Origin of the sequence: Kluyvera intermedia (genome assembly GCF_021440345.1) — a bacterium.
GTDB lineage: Bacteria > Pseudomonadota > Gammaproteobacteria > Enterobacterales > Enterobacteriaceae > Kluyvera > Kluyvera intermedia_A.
This window is the reverse complement of record NZ_JAKCNS010000045.1, coordinates 1-16604: the sequence shown is the minus strand read 5'-3', so window position 1 is coordinate 16604 and position 16604 is coordinate 1. Positions and strand designations below refer to the sequence as shown.

The window sequence follows — 16604 nt, the reverse complement described above, 5'->3', positions numbered from 1 at the left end:
GCGATTCTGCCGCCAGAGCGCGGGGGTGCAGGGGGCGGCGGCGATTGGCCGCCCCTTGCGCGCTCCTTGCGCCATTCAGCTTATAGGGCAAGAGATAAATCAGGAGCGCAACCGGCTGGAAAGCTGAATGGAATACTGCTTAAGCGCCGTGCATTAGGCCTAGCTGCCCCATTATTTACCGCAATTCCCCCACCAAAACAGCCCGCGAAATCCCACGCCACAACTATCCTTTGCCGCTTTTTTTCTAAAAACGAAATGGAATTAACAAGCACTTTTAATTCCTTTATCAACCCCCCTTTGCCACGAAATACTGCCCACATAACAAGACATGGGAGCAGGACATTATGGCTATCGCATCGCGTTTCACCCTTATCGCCGCTACGCTGGCGCTGTTGACTTTCCAGGCGCAGGCCGTGGACGTCACTATTGCGTATCAAACCTCCGCAGAACCGGCCAAAGTGGCCCAGGCGGATAAAACCTTCGAAAAATTAAGCGGTGCAAAACCGGACTGGCGCAAGTTTGATAGCGGCGCCAGCATCGTGCGGGCGCTGGCCTCTGGCGACGTACAGATTGGCAACCTCGGCTCAAGCCCGCTGGCGGTCGCCGCCAGCCAACAGGTGCCGATTGAAGTGTTCCTGCTGGCCTCACAGCTCGGCAACTCCGAAGCGCTGGTGGTGAAAAAAGCCATTACCAAACCGGAAGACCTGATCGGTAAACGTATTGCCGTACCGTTTATCTCCACCACCCACTACAGCCTGCTGGCGGCGCTCAAGCATTGGGGCATCAAGCCGGGTCAGGTGCAGATTCTGAACCTCCAGCCGCCGGCGATTATTGCCGCCTGGCAGCGCGGTGACATTGATGGCGCCTACGTATGGGCACCGGCCGTCAACGAGTTGGAAAAAGACGGCACCGTGCTGACCGATTCGGCGAAAGTGGGCGAGTGGGGCGCGCCGACCCTTGATGTATGGGTGGTGCGTAAAGACTTTGCCGAGAAACATCCTGAGGTGGTGAAAGCCTTTGCCAAAAGCGCGATTGACGCCCAGCGCGGCTATATCGATAACCCGGATAAATGGTTGGCCCAGCCGGAGAACATCAGCAAGCTGTCGCGGCTGAGCGGCGTCCCGGAATCTGACGTGCCGGGGCTGGTGAAAGGCAATACCTATCTGACCGCTGAGCAGCAGGCGCAGGCGCTGAATGGCCCGGTTAACAAGGCGATTGTCGATACCGCGCAGTTCCTCAAAGAACAGGGCAAAGTGCCGAACGTGGCGACGGACTACAGCCAGTACGTTACCGACCGTTTCGTGAAGTAAGGGGGCTGTGATGCTGCGAATCTCGCATCTTTCCGCTGATTACGGCGGTAAACCGGCGCTGGCGGATATCAATCTTACCGTCGACAGCGGCGAGCTGTTGGTGGTGCTGGGGCCGTCCGGCTGTGGCAAAACCACGCTGCTGAACCTGATTGCCGGATTTGTGCCTTATCAGCACGGCAGCATCACCCTGGATGGCAAGCGCGTGGATGGGCCGGGCGCTGACCGCGGCGTGGTCTTTCAAAATGAAGGGCTGCTGCCGTGGCGCAACGTACAGGACAACGTGGCGCTGGGATTACAGCTGGCCGGTGTCAGCAAGGCTGAGCGCCGGGAAACTGCCGCGCAGATGCTGAAAAAAGTCGGCCTTGAAGGGGCGGAAAAGCGCTTTATCTGGCAGCTTTCCGGCGGCCAGCGTCAGCGCGTTGGCATCGCCCGCGCGCTGGCGGCCAACCCGCAGCTGTTGCTGCTGGATGAACCGTTTGGCGCTCTTGACGCCTTCACCCGCGAACAGATGCAGACTCTGCTGCTCAAGCTGTGGCATGAGACCGGTAAAAAGGTGCTGCTGATTACCCACGATATTGAAGAAGCGATTTTTATGGCCACCGAACTGGTGCTGCTGTCACCGGGCCCGGGCCGCGTGCTGGAACGTTTGCCGCTCGATTTTGGCCGGCGTTTTGTCGCCGGAGAAGCGTGCCGCAGCATTAAGTCCGACCCGCGTTTTATTGAACAGCGCGAGTACGTATTAAGCCGGGTGTTTGAGCAACGGGAGGCCTTCTCATGAGCGTGGTGATTAACGATAAACCGCGTCAGCGCGCGCTAAAGCTGCGCTGGCCTTTCTCTCGTCATTTGACGCTGAGCTTAACCACCCTGGCGGTGCTGCTGGCTATCTGGTGGGCGGTGGCCGCCGCACAGTGGATTAGCCCGCTGTTTCTGCCGCCTCCTGGGCAGGTTCTGCAAAAACTGATTACCATCGCCAGCCCGCAGGGCTTTATGGACGCCACGCTGTGGCAGCATCTGGCGGCAAGTCTGGCGCGCATTGTGGTGGCGCTGCTGGCGGCAACAATTATCGGCATCCCGGTGGGGATCGCCATGGGCCTGAGCCCAACGGTGCGCGGGATCCTTGACCCGCTCATCGAACTGTACCGCCCGGTACCACCGTTGGCCTATTTGCCGCTGATGGTTATCTGGTTTGGCATTGGCGAAACCTCAAAAGTATTGCTGATTTATCTGGCGATTTTCGCACCGGTGGCGATGTCGGCGCTGGCTGGCGTGAAGAGCGCTCAGCAGGTGCGCATTCGCGCGGCGCAGTCGCTGGGCGCTAGCCGGACGCAGGTACTGTGGCTGGTGATTTTGCCGGGCGCACTGCCGGAAATTTTAACCGGGCTGCGCATTGGTTTAGGCGTGGGCTGGTCAACGCTGGTGGCCGCCGAGCTTATCGCCGCCACCCGAGGTCTAGGTTTTATGGTGCAATCCGCCGGGGAATTTTTGGCCACTGACGTGGTGCTGGCAGGGATTGCGGTGATTGCGATTATCGCTTTCGGTCTGGAATTAGGGCTACGTGCGCTCCAGCGCCGTCTGACCCCCTGGCATGGAGAAGTACAATGAGTGAACGTCTGGCTATTACCCCGCTGGGGCCGTACATTGGCGCGCAAATTTCCGGGGCGGATTTAACCCGCCCGCTGAGCGATAACCAGTTTGAGCAGCTGTACCATGCGGTGCTGCGCCACCAGGTGGTGTTCCTGCGCGAGCAGTTGATTACCCCCGAGCAGCAGCGCGAGCTGGCGCGCCGCTTTGGCGACCTGCATATCCACCCGGTCTATCCGCATGCGCCGGGCGTGGAAGAGATTATCGTGCTGGATACCCACGACAACAATCCGCCGGATAACGACAACTGGCATACCGATGTCACCTTTATCGATACGCCGCCAGCGGGGGCGATTCTGGCCGCCAAAGAGCTGCCGTCAACCGGCGGCGATACGCTGTGGACCAGCGGAATTGCCGCCTACGAGGCGCTCTCCGCACCGTTTAAAGCACTGCTTGGCGGCCTGCACGCCGAGCACGATTTCCGTAAATCATTCCAGGAATATAAGTACCGTAAAACGGAAGAAGAGCATCAGCGCTGGCTGGAGGCGGTGGCGAAGAACCCGCCGCTGCTGCATCCGGTGGTGCGCACGCATCCGGTGAGCGGCAAGCAGGCGCTGTTTGTGAACGAGGGTTTCACCACCCGAATTGTGGACGTGAGCGAGAAAGAGAGCGAGGCGCTGCTGAGTTTCCTGTTCGCCCACGTCACCAAACCGGAGTTCCAGGTGCGCTGGCGCTGGCAGCCGAACGATGTGGCTATCTGGGATAACCGGGTGACACAGCACTATGCGAATGCCGATTATCTGCCGCAGCGGCGCATTATGCACCGGGCGACGATCCTCGGGGATAAACCTTTTTACCGCGCATCATAATGATGATTCCCTCTCCCAAATCGGGAGAGGGAAAAGCACCGCTATGCTGACTTTGCCTCGCCAAGGTGCGCGCCAATATAGCGCTGATAGCGATTGGCCTTCAGATAGGTTAAGTCCACCAGTACCAGCCCATCCACGCAGTGATTGAAATCCGGATCGCTGCCAAAGTCGATGAACTGCACGCCGCCCGGTTCGCACACTTCGGAATACTGCTTATACAGCGGAGGAATGCCGCAGCCGAGGTTGCCGAGCAGCGATTTCAGTCGCGTGAGATCTTCGCTGTAATCCTCGCCGCCAAACTGCGCGAGTACGTCGGGCAACGACGCCGGGTATGGGCGACGTGATTCCGCCAGCGGGTGGCTGGCCGGGAACCACAGACGATAAAAGGCGACCAGCAGATCCCGCGCCGCAGGGGGCAGACCGCCGGAGATCGACACCGGGCCAAAAAGGTAGCGATAGTGCGGGTAGCGCGCCAGGTAGGCACCAATCCCGGACCACAGATAATCCAGCCCGCGTCGTCCCCAATAGCGCGGCTGAATAAAGCTGCGCCCCAGCTCAATGCCGTGCTGGAGAACATCGTCCATACGTTCATCGTAGTGGAACAGGCTGTAGCTATAAATGCCGTCCAGCCCGCGCTTTTCCAGCTGCATGGCGGTCGGCATAAAGCGGTAGGCGCCGACAATTTCCAGCTCCTCTTCATCCCATAAAATCAGATGCAGGTAGTCATCATCGTAGCCGTCAACGTCGCGGCGTTTACCGCTGCCTTCACCTACCGCGCGGAAAGCAATTTCGCGCAGACGTCCTAGCTCCCTGAGCAGAGGCGCATCGTCCTGACCGTTACGTTGCCACAGATAGATGGATTTACCATCCGCCGTGCGTCCCAGACATTCGGCCTGACTCAGTTCGCGCTTGACCAGCGCGCGCGGTTCAGGCCGGGCAATAGCGCTTTCGGTTCTGAAGACGCCGGGCAAATTTTTACCGAGTAGCTGCACATGACGATAGCATTTATCGGTCATTTCGCGGGGCGTGGCCTGCGGATTAAACCATGCCGACCAGGCAATCTGCTGGCCGATATTCACCGGCAGGCTGCCGTTGCGGCGGCGGAACATTTGCTGCATCAATAACAACAGTGGCAGGTTGGGCGACACCAGCGTACTGGCGTAAAACAGGGCGCTGTTGCGCGCGTCAATCCATGCGGGCAGCAGCGGGGCGCGATATTTGGCGGCCAGTTTAATAAAGCCAGAGTGCCATTTTTTATCGCGAATGCCGCGCCGTGTGAGCCGTGAGACTTCACCCGCGGGGAAGAAGATCAGCACGCCGCCGTTTTGCAGCTGCCGGTCCATTTGCTGGAGCGCCGATTTGGCGGTGCGGCCATTGATGTTATCGACGGGGATAAACAGGGAGCTCAGCGGTTCAAGGTGGGTCAGCATGCGGTTGGTGACGACTTTCACGTCGCGGCGCACACGGGAGACGGCGTAGAGTAAAGCCAGCCCGTCGAGAGTACCGGTGGGGTGGTTGGCAATGATGACCAGCGGGCCCTGTTCGGGGATTTGTTCCAGGCTTTGCACTGCCACATCGCAGTGAATGTTCAGATGCTCCAGTACCTGTTCGACCGCATCAAGCCCCTTCAGGTGGCGGTGACGTGCCGCAAATTGTTGAAACTCTTCTTCATGCAGCAGCTTTTTGAGTACTTTCTTTTGCCAGGGGGCGGGCCTCGCCTGAGGCCACAGGTCGTCGATGACGTTGTCGAGACTAAACATAGCGGCTCCTCCTCTGTCCTGTGTTTTGACAGTAGAAGGGGGAGATGTCGGTTATATGGCGGTTTGGTGACGTTTTGCGAAAGAGAACAACGCCCCGCGAGTGCAGGGCGTTGAGAGGCGATTAGCGCAGGATTTTTTTCTCAGCCAAATCGAGGGCGAAGTAGCTGAAGATGAGGTCAGCGCCCGCGCGTTTGATGGCACCAAGGCTTTCCAGCACCACTTTCTCTTCATCAATGGCACCGGCCTGAGCGGCGAATTTGATCATCGCGTACTCACCGCTGACCTGATAAGCGCCAATCGGCAGTTCGGTGCGTTCGCGGATGTCGCGCAGGATATCCAGATACGCGCCGGCAGGTTTTACCATCAGGCAATCTGCGCCCTGAGCTTCGTCCAGCAGCGACTCGCGAATCGCTTCGCGGCGGTTCATCGGGTTCATCTGATAGGTTTTACGGTCACCTTTCAGCGCCGTCCCTGCCGCTTCACGGAACGGGCCGTAGAAGGAGGAGGCGAACTTGGTGGAGTAGGACATGATCGCGGTGTCGGTGAATCCGGCGGCGTCCAGCGCCTGGCGAATCGCCTGCACCTGACCGTCCATGGCAGCGGAAGGCGCGATGAAGTCAGCACCGGCGGCAGCGGCAACCACCGCTTGCTTGCCAAGGTTAGCCAGCGTCAGATCGTTATCGACGCCGTGATCGCACAGCACGCCGCAGTGGCCGTGAGAGGTGTATTCGCAGAAACAGGTATCGGACATGACGATCATTTCCGGTACGGTTTGTTTGCAGATACGGGACATACGCGCCACCAGGCCGTCTTCTTTCCAGGCATCGCTGCCGGTGTCATCGGTATGGTGGGAGATGCCAAAGGTCATCACCGAGCGGATACCGGCGTTAGCGATGCGTTCAATTTCGCGTGCCAGATGTTTTTCTGGAATACGCATCACGCCAGGCATGGCTTCGATGGCTTTGTAATCGTTGATTTCTTCTTCAACAAAGATCGGCAACACCAGGTCGTTTAAGCTCAGTGTTGTCTCTTCAAACATAGCGCGCAGCGCAGGGGATTTGCGCAGGCGACGGGGGCGATGGAGTAAGTCTGTCATGGTATGCCTGATGTTTGTGAAACAAGGGGCACTATTGTAACTGAATCATGGGGCGAATGTTTTACTAAAGTGGTGCTTAAAGAGGTACCTCCGTGGTCAGAGGATCGGGTATCAGGAAATTCTTGAATAATATGATCTGTTATTAATAATTGAGACTTATTATTTGACGTGAATATATATTCATTTTTTAATTTTATTTTTAGATGTTTTATTTATTAATTTTTATTAACGCTTTTTGCGAGGTTTTTACTGTATTTGGAGAAGATTTTTTTTATGATGTCGCGCTGGTTCATTTGTGAACCTTAAACATACAGCGTGGTTTTCTACCTGTGTTTCTATTGACATGACGCCAGTCATGGGGATTTTTTTTTGCACGGATTGCATAATATGCCTTATTTGAGTAAACCGCTCGACGAGTTTATTACTCTTGATAAACATCTGAATCTCCTTGGAATAAGATTCAAGATATCTCCGGGTCAGATAGTGCTTTCTGACCATCTTGTACAGCGCGAGATGACCGTTGTGCTGCAAAAAGGAACGGTATCTATACGTCGCGAGAACCAAAAAATCCTGTTGGGTTTGGTTCAGGGGCCGATGATTTTCGGCCTGGGAGCCGCGGCGAGCAAGGTTCACAATGAGTACACGTTGACGGCAGAAACCGATTGCTGCGGGTACTACCTCCCGGCCAAAGACAGTCTGCAATGCCTTGAGCAAAACCAGCTTTGGCGTGAAGCATTTTATTGGATGACCTGGCAAATTCGCCTATTGGAGCTGCGTGACCAACAGCTGGTTGGCACTAATCACTATCAGCAGATTCGCTCAACGTTATTCATGATGATGTCGTGGGATGAAAATATACGCGGACATATTGGCGTCTTGAATTATATACAGCAACGAACGGGAATCTCACGTTCAGTTATTGCCGAGGTACTTTCTGCGCTGCGAAAAGGTGATTATATTCAAATGGAAAAAGGCAAACTCGTCGGGGTGACGCGTTTGCCTTCTGAATATTAAGAGGCAGGGATTACGGCGGCTTTGTTGCCACTGAGCTCAGTCACCAGATCGTTGATTCCGTCACTCATATTGACGAAGCGAGTCAATGGGGAGCGGGTAATGACCACAAATGCGCCAACATTAGACTGCGGGATCATCGCCATATAGGTAATAAAGCCGCCGCCGCCGCCGGTTTTCTGAATAATTCCCGGACGGCCATTTTTCGGTGCCATATAAACCCAACCCAGACCCAGCGCATCCGCACGACCCGGCACGTCCATGCCGATTACGCGGGTGAGCTGGCTGCGTTTATAGACCAGCGTTTGCATGCGATCGGCCTGATTGCTGCGATGGTAGAAATCAGAAGAGAGATACTGCTGCATCCAGCGCATCATATCGCCCGGCGTCGAGTAAACCCCACCGCTGCCCATCGCGGCGAGAGTGTTATTACACGGGCTTGCCCCTTTCTCGGCAATCATCAGGCGTCCACACTGATCGGGTGATGGCGTAAAGGTGGTGTCCTTCATCCCCAGCGGGCGGGTTATCTGTTCTTCAAAAAGCTGCGGATAAGGTTTGCCAGCGGCATTGCCCAGCGCATCGGCAAGCAGATCGAACGCCAGATTGGAGTAGCTGGCCTGTGACCCTGGAGCGGCATGCAGTTTTGCCGTCGACAGGTAGTTCCAGCGCTGAGACTGCGTTGGCCAGACGAAGACCGGGCGATGCGCGGCACCGCCGGGCTGTTCGCGCGGCAGGGAGCTGGTGTGGGTCGCCAGGTTCACCAACGTAATCGGCGTGCCGTTGTACGACGGTACGCTGGCCCCGGAAGGCGCATATTTACTCAGCGGATCGTTGAGTTTGACGACGCCCTGGTCGAGCAGTTTCACCAGCATTTCGCTGGTCATCAGCTTGCTCAAAGAGGCGATACGGATAACCGAATCGAGCTGCGGGTGGACATTGTTGCCCGGACGGGTTTCGCCAAAGCTGCGGAATACCCGTTGATTACCATCAATGACCACTAGCGCCATCCCGGTAGCACCGCTTCCGTAAAAGATATGGTTGGCATAGCGGTCGGCGATATCGGACGCAAACGCCGGGCTGGTAATAGGCTGTGCAGCCTGCACCGAGGTCAATGACGCCACGCAGAGCGCGGCAGAAAAAAGCAGACTACGTTTCAATGGAGGCATCCATGAATTGAAATGGGGAAGTAATGCGTATTTATACTAAAAATACAACGAATCGGCACCTGGCGCAGCGCCATTAAACGCTATGATAGCGGGAAAAACGTAACCGGGCGTAAATGCGGAGATTATTCATCAAGCCAATGACACGCTTTTGTGATCCAGCGCGTATCATACCGACGGCGACGACCCAGCGAACTCTGTCGGGATTTTCCGGTCTGACTCCCCAGAAACATTGCCTAATACCTCTTTACGGTAATAATTCACCCGAGCGGTATTCTGTGGTCACAGCATAAAACAAAACCATAAGAAGTTAGCAGGAGAGCACTATGTTTAAGTCTTTTTTCCCAAAGCCAGGGCCATTTTTTCTCTCGGCGTTTATTTGGGCACTTATCGCTGTCATTTTCTGGCAGGCTGGCGGCGGCGATTGGCTATTGCGCATTGTCGGCGCGTCCCAGGATGTCCCAATCAGCGCCGCCCGCTTTTGGTCGCTGAACTATCTGGTTTTTTATGCTTATTATCTGATTTTCGTCGCGCTGTTTGCCGGGTATTGGTTTATCCGTAGCCCGCATCGCTGGCAGTATTGGTCAATCCTGGGCACCGCGCTGATTATCTTTGTCACCTGGTTTATGGTCGAAGTCGGGGTGGCGGTTAACGCCTGGTATGCGCCGTTCTATGATCTGATCCAGACTGCGCTGGCTTCGCCGAACAAGGTCTCGATAAACCAGTTCTACCAGGAAATCGGCATCTTCCTCGGTATCGCGCTGATTGCCGTAGTCATTGGTGTGCTGAATAATTTCTTCGTCAGCCACTACGTTTTCCGCTGGCGTACGGCGATGAACGAACACTATACAGAGCACTGGCAGCATCTGCGCCATATTGAAGGGGCCGCTCAGCGTGTGCAGGAAGACACTATGCGTTTTGCGTCTACCCTGGAAGATATGGGCACCAGCTTTATTAACGCTATTATGACCCTTATTGCGTTTCTGCCGGTGCTGGTCTCGCTCTCTGCACACGTGCCTAATTTGCCGATCATCGGCCACGTTCCTTATGGTCTGGTGATTGCGGCAATCGTCTGGTCGCTGATGGGCACCGGGATGCTGGCGGTGGTGGGGATTAAACTGCCGGGACTGAATTTTAAAAATCAGCGTGTTGAAGCCGCCTATCGTAAAGAGTTGGTCTATGGCGAAGATGACGCAAGCCGCGCCACGCCGCCGACGTTACGTGAACTGTTCAGCGCGGTGCGCCAGAACTATTTCCGCCTCTATTTCCATTACATGTATTTCAACATTGCCCGTATTTTGTATCTGCAGGTGGATAACGTTTTCGGCTTGTTCCTGCTGTTTCCATCGATTGTTGCCGGTACCATTACGCTTGGCCTGATGACGCAGATAACCAACGTCTTCGGTCAGGTACGCGGATCTTTCCAGTATTTGATTAGCTCCTGGACCACCCTGGTGGAACTGATGTCCATCTACAAACGTCTGCGTAGCTTCGAACGTGAACTGGATAATAAAGATCTGCAAGATGAAGTCGTTCAGCCGCAGAGCTAAGCGACAACCGTTTATTTTTATTAAGGATTGCTCATGGCGATGGCCATAACCCGTTATCGTGCTTTACCCCTTACCTTGTTGGCTGGCGCACTGCTGAGCGCTTGTACCAGCCAGCAAGCCCCACAGATGAAAGCGGGGGAGAAGCCGGTGGATGTGGCAAGCGTCGTACGGCAAAAAATGCCTGCCAGCGTCAAAGACAGAGATGCCTGGGCGCAGGCGCTGGCTAAAACCTTCGAAAGCCAGAAGCTGGCGCCCACCGAGGAGAATATCTGCTCGGTGCTGGCGGTGGCGCAGCAGGAGTCGAACTATCAGGCTGATCCGGCGGTGCCGGGGTTGAGCAAAATCGCCTGGCAGGAGATTGACCGCCGCGCTGAAAAGATGCATATCCCGGTCTTTCTGGTCCACACCGCGCTGAAAATCAACTCACCGAACGGCAAAAGCTACAGCGATCGTCTGGATAACGTGAAAACCGAAAAACAGCTGAGCGCCATTTTTGACGACTTTATCGGCATGGTGCCGATGGGGCAGAAGCTGTTTGGTTCACTGAACCCGGTGCATACCGGCGGGCCGATGCAGGTGAGCATTGCCTTCGCCGAAGGGCATCAGGACAACTATCCGTGGAAAATGGATGGCACCGTGCGCCAGGAAGTATTCACCCTGCGCGGCGGGCTGTGGTTTGGCACCTATCATCTGCTCAACTATCCGGCCAATTATACCGCGCCGATATACCGCTTCGCCGACTTTAACGCCGGCTGGTACGCCAGCCGCAACGCTGCGTTCCAGTATGCGGTGAGCAAAGCAACCGGCGTGAAGCTGGCGCTGGATGGCGACGTGGTGCTTTACGGCAGCGATGAGCCGGGCACTACCGAAAAGGCAGTCAGAAAGCTGGCGGATAAACTTTCGCTCAGCAATAGCGAGATCCATACCCAGCTGCGTAAAGGTGACAGCCAGGCGTTTGAAACCACGGCGTTATACAAAGGCGTTTATAAAATTGCTGAGCAGAAGGCGGGTAAGGCGCTTGCCAGAGAGATGCTGCCAGGGATTCAATTAGAAAGCCCGAAAATCACCCGCAAATTAACCACCGCGTGGTTTGCGAAACGGGTTGATGAGCGTCGGGCCAAGTGTATGGCTATCAATTAATCGTGATGCCGCAGGCGGCGCACCAGCGAGACGATACCAAGAATTGCGCAGCCTGCCAGGAACGGCACAACTCCAAACAGCGTACCCACGCCTAAGCCAATCTCAACGTGCGGGCGACCACTGTCCTGCATTTTCATCAGATACTCATAAATCCCCGGCGCGTGCGCGACCAGAGATAACAACTGCGCGCCTACTGAAAAGCACAGCAGGACGAACAGAGCGTAGGCCAGGTTGCCAGAGGTGGAGGGAGCCCTCTTTTTGCCGCTGAATATGCGCTTTGATAAGGTGAAATCTGTCATTGAGACCTCCAGATAACGTGATTGCAGACGATTTCGTAGTACAGAAGGAGTGTGGCAGCAGAAGGGGATTGTCAATATCGGATTTATGCTAAATTTTGAGCAGGAATTGTCCTGGTTTGTCGCGTCTGATTGGCCTGCATTGAGCCTGGTTATGCGTTCATTCGCGAATCTTTTTAACCGCCGTGATTTGTTGTTTACCCCACAGACGCCGCCGAGGGTTTATGGCATCATCATTTTTTTCTACTGGAGCCGCTATGAACCTGCCTGCAAAAATTCGCCGCGATTGGCACTATTATGCGTTTGCGATTGGTTTGATTTTTATTCTTAACGGGATTGTGGGTCTGCTAGGGTTCGAAGCAAAAGGCTGGCAAACCTATGCGGTGGGGATGGTGACCTGGGTGATTAGCTTCTGGCTGGCGGGGTTTATCATTCGTCGTCGGGAAGACGATTAATTTTCGGGGAAGTACCCGGCATCGCCAGGCGAGGCCGGGCTACAGGGCCAGTCAGCCTGATAGCGCGATGCTGTTCAGGCCGACGATTCCCTGTCTCAATCTTAGCCGTTCATCGAAGTCTTCAGCGCTTTATCAGCCTGATGACGCTCCAGCGCCAGTTCAATCAGTCGGGTAATCAGAGACGTGTAATCCAGACCGCTGGCCTGCCACAGTTTTGGATACATGCTGATGTTGGTGAAGCCCGGCAGCGTGTTGATTTCATTAATCACGACGTCATTATCGGCGGTCAGGAACACGTCAACGCGCGCCATACCGCTACAGCCCAGCGTCTGATAGGCATCTACGGCAACCTGACGAATTTTGTCGTTCACCTCGGCGGAGATGGCCGCAGGAACAACGACTTTCGCCCCGTTATCATCGATGTATTTGGTGTCATAAGCGTAGAACTCGCTGTTCAACACAATTTCGCCACAGGTGCTGGCCTGCGGGAAGTCGTTGCCCAGCACCGCGCATTCAATCTCACGGCCTTTAATTCCCTGTTCGACAACAACTTTATGGTCAAACTCAAACGCCAGCGCTACGGCTTGCTGATACTGAGCAGCATCGTTAACTTTGCTGACGCCAACGGAAGAGCCCTGGTTGGCCGGTTTAACAAACATCGGCAGACCGAGCTTAGCTTTGAGCTCATCAAAGGTGAAGCTGTCGCGGTTGCGGCGCGTCAGGGTGACGAAAGGCGCAATGGCAAGCCCGGCGTCGCGCAGCAGGCGCTTGGTCACGTCTTTATCCATGCAGGCGGCGGAGCCTAATACGTCAGAACCGACGAACGGCAGATTGGCCATGCGCAGCATGCCCTGCAGAGAGCCATCTTCACCCAGCGTGCCGTGGACAATAGGGAAAATCACGTCAATGGCGTCCAGCGGCTGGCCGCTGGCAGCGTCGATCATCTGATGATGTTCTTTGCCCGGAATGTGGGCCAACGTGGTGTCTGAAGGGCGCAGGGCGATACGGGCAGGATCCTGGGCGTTTAACAGATAGTTCTGCGCATCGCTGATATGCCATTGCCCCTGCTTATCAATGCCTAATAGCACTACGTCGAAGCGCGTCTTATCAATGGCTTCTACGATATTTTTTGCCGACTGTAAGGAGACTTCGTGCTCCGCTGATTTACCACCAAAAACAATGCCAACCCGCAACTTCGCCATTTCTAATTCCATCCGTTCCAAACGCAAAACACATAACATACCACGGGCATGGTAGGGCATCTGCCTTTTCAATCCCGCATGGCACGAATAACCCGTACAGTGTAAGCATAACTCACTGTCAGATGGCTATTTTATCGTGATATATGTCACACAAATTGCTTATGTGACTAATAAAATCCTGAAATAATCGATTAAGCATCTCTGACAATACTGAGAGAAAGCCAACTTGCTAACCTGTCTACTTGTTCCCGTAAACTGAATGAATACGCGTAGTGATGGAATCCTGGAAGGTTAACCTTATTTCCGTTTGGCTCGGCTGCTTTTTTACTGGCCTGGCGATCAGCCAAATTTTGCCGTTTTTACCGCTGTACGTTGCGCAGCTGGGGGTGACATCGCATGAGTCGCTCTCGATGTGGTCCGGGTTAACCTTCAGCGTGACCTTCCTGGTATCGGCAATTGTCTCGCCAATGTGGGGCAGTCTCGCCGATCGCAAAGGGCGAAAGTTGATGCTACTGCGCGCCTCCCTGGGGATGGCGATTGCCATTCTGCTGCAGGCCTTTGCTACCAACGTCTGGCAGCTATTTATTCTGCGCGCGGTGATGGGCTTAACTTCAGGCTATATTCCCAATGCGATGGCGCTGGTGGCCTCGCAGGTGCCGCGTGAACGTAGCGGTTGGGCGCTCAGTACGCTGTCGACGGCGCAAATTACCGGGGTGATTGGCGGGCCGCTGCTCGGCGGTTTTCTCGCTGACCACGTGGGTCTGCGGATGGTCTTTTATATCACCGCGTTCCTGCTGTTGGTGAGCTTCCTCGTGACGCTCTTTTTGATTAAGGAAGGGCCGCGTCCGCAGTTCAATAAAGGCGAGAAGCTCAGTGGTAAAGCGGTGTTTGCCTCGCTGCCGTATCCGGGGCTGGTGATAAGCCTGTTTGTCACCACCATGGTTATCCAGCTTTGTAATGGCTCGATAAGCCCAATCCTGGCGTTATTTATTAAATCGATGTCGCCGGATAGCGGCAATATCGCGTTCCTGAGCGGGATGATTGCCGCCGTCCCCGGCGTATCGGCGCTCATTTCCGCGCCGCGTTTGGGCAAACTCGGTGACCGCATCGGCACCGCGCGTATTTTATTGGGGACGTTAATTTTTGCGGTGGTGCTCTTTTTTGCCATGTCATTTGTCACCACCCCGCTACAGCTTGGCATTCTGCGCTTTATTTTAGGTTTTGCCGACGGCGCAATGTTGCCCGCAGTGCAGACGCTGCTGCTGAAATATATTAGTGAGCTCGTCACCGGGCGCATTTTTGGCTATAAGCATTCTGATACAATACCCGACATAAAGTATTCACTTGTAGGGTAGTAAATGAAAGCATATCTGTATTCTCGCATCTCAACACTCCAGCAGGTTGCCGGTTTCGGAATTGCCAGGCAGGTTAAGACTGTACAGGATTTTCTTTCTTATGCTGTGCTGGATGAAAAGTTAGGTTATCAGTTAGACCCTGATGACTTTGAACTACTGGAAAGTGATTTAGGTAAGAGTGCTTTTCATGGTCGTAACTGGTTGCCGGGTGCGTCTCTTGGTAACTTCTATAAAGATGTAATGGAACGTCGTATAACAAGCGGAGTGCTTATTGTAGAGAACATTGATAGGCTGACAAGGTTATCTCAGTATAACGCCTTGGAGAAGCTTATAGGGCTTATCAACAGGGGGATTGACATCATAGAGGTAGAGACGGGTATGGCTTTTAGTGCTCGTATCCCTGATTCAGTAACTATGCTGAACATCTCTGTTACTCGTGCTCACCAGGAGTCTAAGCGTAAAAGTAACATGGCTACCAAGTCATGGAAGAATCGCATAGATAACTTAGTGAAGGATGGAAAAGATAACAGAGGTGTGTTACCTGCTTGGTTATCGTTAGTCGATGGAAAATATGTAGTTGATGAAGGTTTCACTACTATTACAACGTTAATTCATCAGTTGTATTCATCCGGTTTGGGTGGTTCTACTATTGTACGAAAGTTGAATGCTGAAGGATTAACAAACTTTGGTAAGAAATGGACTACTGTTTCTGTTCATCGCGTATTACGTGATCGGCGTTTGATTGGAACTATGACAGTAGGAAAGTATAGAAGTAGTGGTGTAGTAGAAGTATATGATAATGTTTATCCTTGTGTAATTGATTTGGTCTTGTTTAACACTGTACAGACGATGCTTGATAGTAGTGACTCAACAAACAAGCAGAGAACAACTAAACGAATGAGAAATATTTTTCGTGGATTGGCTCGTTGTCCTGTTTGTGGTGAAGCATTTATATGTGATGTGAATGGACGTAAACGACTTTACTACATGTGTGGTGGTAGGCGTCATTTAAAAAATGAAACGTGCAAGGGATTTGTTTACGGTCCAGTAGAAAAAACTTTATTAAAGTATTTGAAAGGTATTGATTGGGCGAAGGTCTATTCAATTGATACTGATATGTCTGTTATCAATAAATTGCGTAATAAGTTAGTGTTGATTGAAACTACTATAAGTGAATTAGAGAGTGAATTAAAAGATGCTGAGGATGATTCAGTATTAGCATTGGTGCGTGTTATCAAGAAGCGTAAGGCGGAACGAGATAGTATCAACCAGGAGTTAGCTGGATTATCAAAAGAAGTAAGTTCAGTAGATGTATCATTTGATCTGAATAATGTATGTGATCAGACTAACATTGAACTGCGGCAATCTGCAAACGTAGAGTTAAGGAAGGTAGTTAAGAGTATACTACTACGCAGGGTTGATAATGTTGTGGTCTGTATCCTCAACTACTACACAGACATTGCAATGCACTATCTCGTCATTGATGTTAGTAGTGGTGAGTTAATCAACTTTGCCAGTGTTGATAATTCTCTTGTTGTTCGAACAAACTTGATGGACGTGAATCTGATTACTGGTGAAAAAACTATTTACGCTGAACGTGCTAACGAGTGGGATCAGATAGTTTGGGATACTCTTGAAGAAGTGTTTGGTGCTGCGTTCAAACGTGCTAATTCTATAATAGAAGAACGTAATCAAGTGTAGTAGTTTCTCGTTTTAATTTTAAAATTGGCCTCGTGTACGCTCGTATGCGGGGCATCACATTCCCGATCTGGAAATTAGTTAGCCTGCTATCTTTGTTCTGATAGTAGGATAGTTA

14 protein-coding genes and 1 pseudogene are annotated in these 16604 nt (G+C 53.3%); 10 read left to right on the top strand and 5 right to left on the bottom strand.

Features of this window, described 5'->3' with window-relative positions:
• The first annotated feature begins 344 nt into the window (after window positions 1-344).
• From tauA to tauD, 4 genes are read left to right on the top strand one after another with little or no spacing between them, the layout of a single operon-like run.
• Window positions 345-1310, top strand: coding sequence for a taurine ABC transporter substrate-binding protein (gene tauA, locus LZ634_RS14510; RefSeq protein ID WP_234506499.1), 966 nt, complete (start codon window positions 345-347; stop codon window positions 1308-1310).
• A 10-nt stretch (window positions 1311-1320) separates the two neighbouring features.
• The gene (gene tauB / locus LZ634_RS14505; protein ID WP_234506497.1) at window positions 1321-2088 is read left to right on the top strand and encodes a taurine ABC transporter ATP-binding subunit; all 768 of its coding nucleotides are present in this window, start codon (window positions 1321-1323) and stop codon (window positions 2086-2088) included.
• Window positions 2085-2912 (top strand): taurine ABC transporter permease TauC, encoded by an 828-nt coding sequence (tauC, locus tag LZ634_RS14500; protein WP_234506494.1) that lies wholly within the window; start codon window positions 2085-2087, stop codon window positions 2910-2912. Before tauB ends, tauC begins: the two co-directional genes overlap by 4 nt.
• On the top strand, window positions 2909-3760 hold the full coding sequence (gene tauD / locus LZ634_RS14495; protein ID WP_234506490.1) for a taurine dioxygenase: 852 nt from the start codon (window positions 2909-2911) through the stop codon (window positions 3758-3760). Before tauC ends, tauD begins: the two co-directional genes overlap by 4 nt.
• Window positions 3761-3801: 41 nt before the next feature.
• Here the strand turns inward: tauD and LZ634_RS14490 are convergent, their stop codons facing one another.
• Both LZ634_RS14490 and hemB read right to left on the bottom strand, forming a co-directional pair.
• On the bottom strand, window positions 3802-5520 hold the full coding sequence (locus tag LZ634_RS14490) for a lysophospholipid acyltransferase family protein (RefSeq protein ID WP_234506487.1): 1719 nt from the start codon (window positions 5518-5520) through the stop codon (window positions 3802-3804).
• Between the two features lie 121 nt (window positions 5521-5641).
• The gene (hemB, locus tag LZ634_RS14485) at window positions 5642-6616 is read right to left on the bottom strand and encodes a porphobilinogen synthase (protein ID WP_035895610.1); all 975 of its coding nucleotides are present in this window, start codon (window positions 6614-6616) and stop codon (window positions 5642-5644) included.
• Between the two features lie 387 nt (window positions 6617-7003).
• Here hemB and LZ634_RS14480 point away from each other — a divergent pair, with 387 nt between their 5' ends.
• Window positions 7004-7630 (top strand): helix-turn-helix domain-containing protein, encoded by a 627-nt coding sequence (locus tag LZ634_RS14480; RefSeq protein ID WP_234506484.1) that lies wholly within the window; start codon window positions 7004-7006, stop codon window positions 7628-7630.
• On the opposite strand, the gene ampH is transcribed toward LZ634_RS14480, so the two are convergent.
• Entirely contained in the window at window positions 7627-8784 is a 1158-nt protein-coding gene (gene ampH / locus LZ634_RS14475; RefSeq protein ID WP_234506480.1) for a D-alanyl-D-alanine-carboxypeptidase/endopeptidase AmpH, read from the bottom strand. The genes LZ634_RS14480 and ampH overlap by 4 nt on opposite strands.
• Before the next feature lie 332 nt (window positions 8785-9116).
• On the opposite strand from ampH, the gene sbmA reads away from it, so the two are divergent.
• The gene (sbmA, locus tag LZ634_RS14470) at window positions 9117-10340 is read left to right on the top strand and encodes a peptide antibiotic transporter SbmA (RefSeq protein ID WP_234506477.1); all 1224 of its coding nucleotides are present in this window, start codon (window positions 9117-9119) and stop codon (window positions 10338-10340) included.
• Between the two features lie 33 nt (window positions 10341-10373).
• Window positions 10374-11480 (top strand): DUF1615 domain-containing protein, encoded by a 1107-nt coding sequence (locus LZ634_RS14465; protein ID WP_234506474.1) that lies wholly within the window; start codon window positions 10374-10376, stop codon window positions 11478-11480.
• On the opposite strand, the gene LZ634_RS14460 is transcribed toward LZ634_RS14465, so the two are convergent.
• Window positions 11477-11779, bottom strand: a complete 303-nt coding sequence (locus tag LZ634_RS14460) for a DUF2755 family protein (RefSeq protein ID WP_234506471.1) — start codon at window positions 11777-11779, stop codon at window positions 11477-11479. The genes LZ634_RS14465 and LZ634_RS14460 overlap by 4 nt on opposite strands.
• 254 nt (window positions 11780-12033) lie before the next feature.
• Between LZ634_RS14460 and LZ634_RS14455 the strand changes: the two genes are divergently transcribed.
• The gene (locus tag LZ634_RS14455) at window positions 12034-12231 is read left to right on the top strand and encodes a DUF2754 family protein (protein ID WP_234506468.1); all 198 of its coding nucleotides are present in this window, start codon (window positions 12034-12036) and stop codon (window positions 12229-12231) included.
• A 101-nt stretch (window positions 12232-12332) separates the two neighbouring features.
• Here LZ634_RS14455 and ddlA read toward each other — a convergent pair whose 3' ends face one another.
• A complete protein-coding gene (ddlA, locus tag LZ634_RS14450) occupies window positions 12333-13433 on the bottom strand; it encodes a D-alanine--D-alanine ligase (protein WP_234506465.1) in 1101 nt (366 codons plus the stop codon).
• 275 nt (window positions 13434-13708) lie between these two features.
• Between ddlA and LZ634_RS14445 the strand changes: the two are divergent.
• Together LZ634_RS14445 and LZ634_RS14440 are read left to right on the top strand one after the other, a co-directional pair.
• Window positions 13709-14749, top strand: a pseudogene (locus LZ634_RS14445) (multidrug efflux MFS transporter); the annotation flags it as partial.
• Window positions 14750-14791: 42 nt separating this feature from the next.
• A complete protein-coding gene (locus tag LZ634_RS14440) occupies window positions 14792-16489 on the top strand; it encodes a recombinase family protein (RefSeq protein ID WP_234506462.1) in 1698 nt (565 codons plus the stop codon).
• Window positions 16490-16604 lie beyond the last annotated feature (115 nt).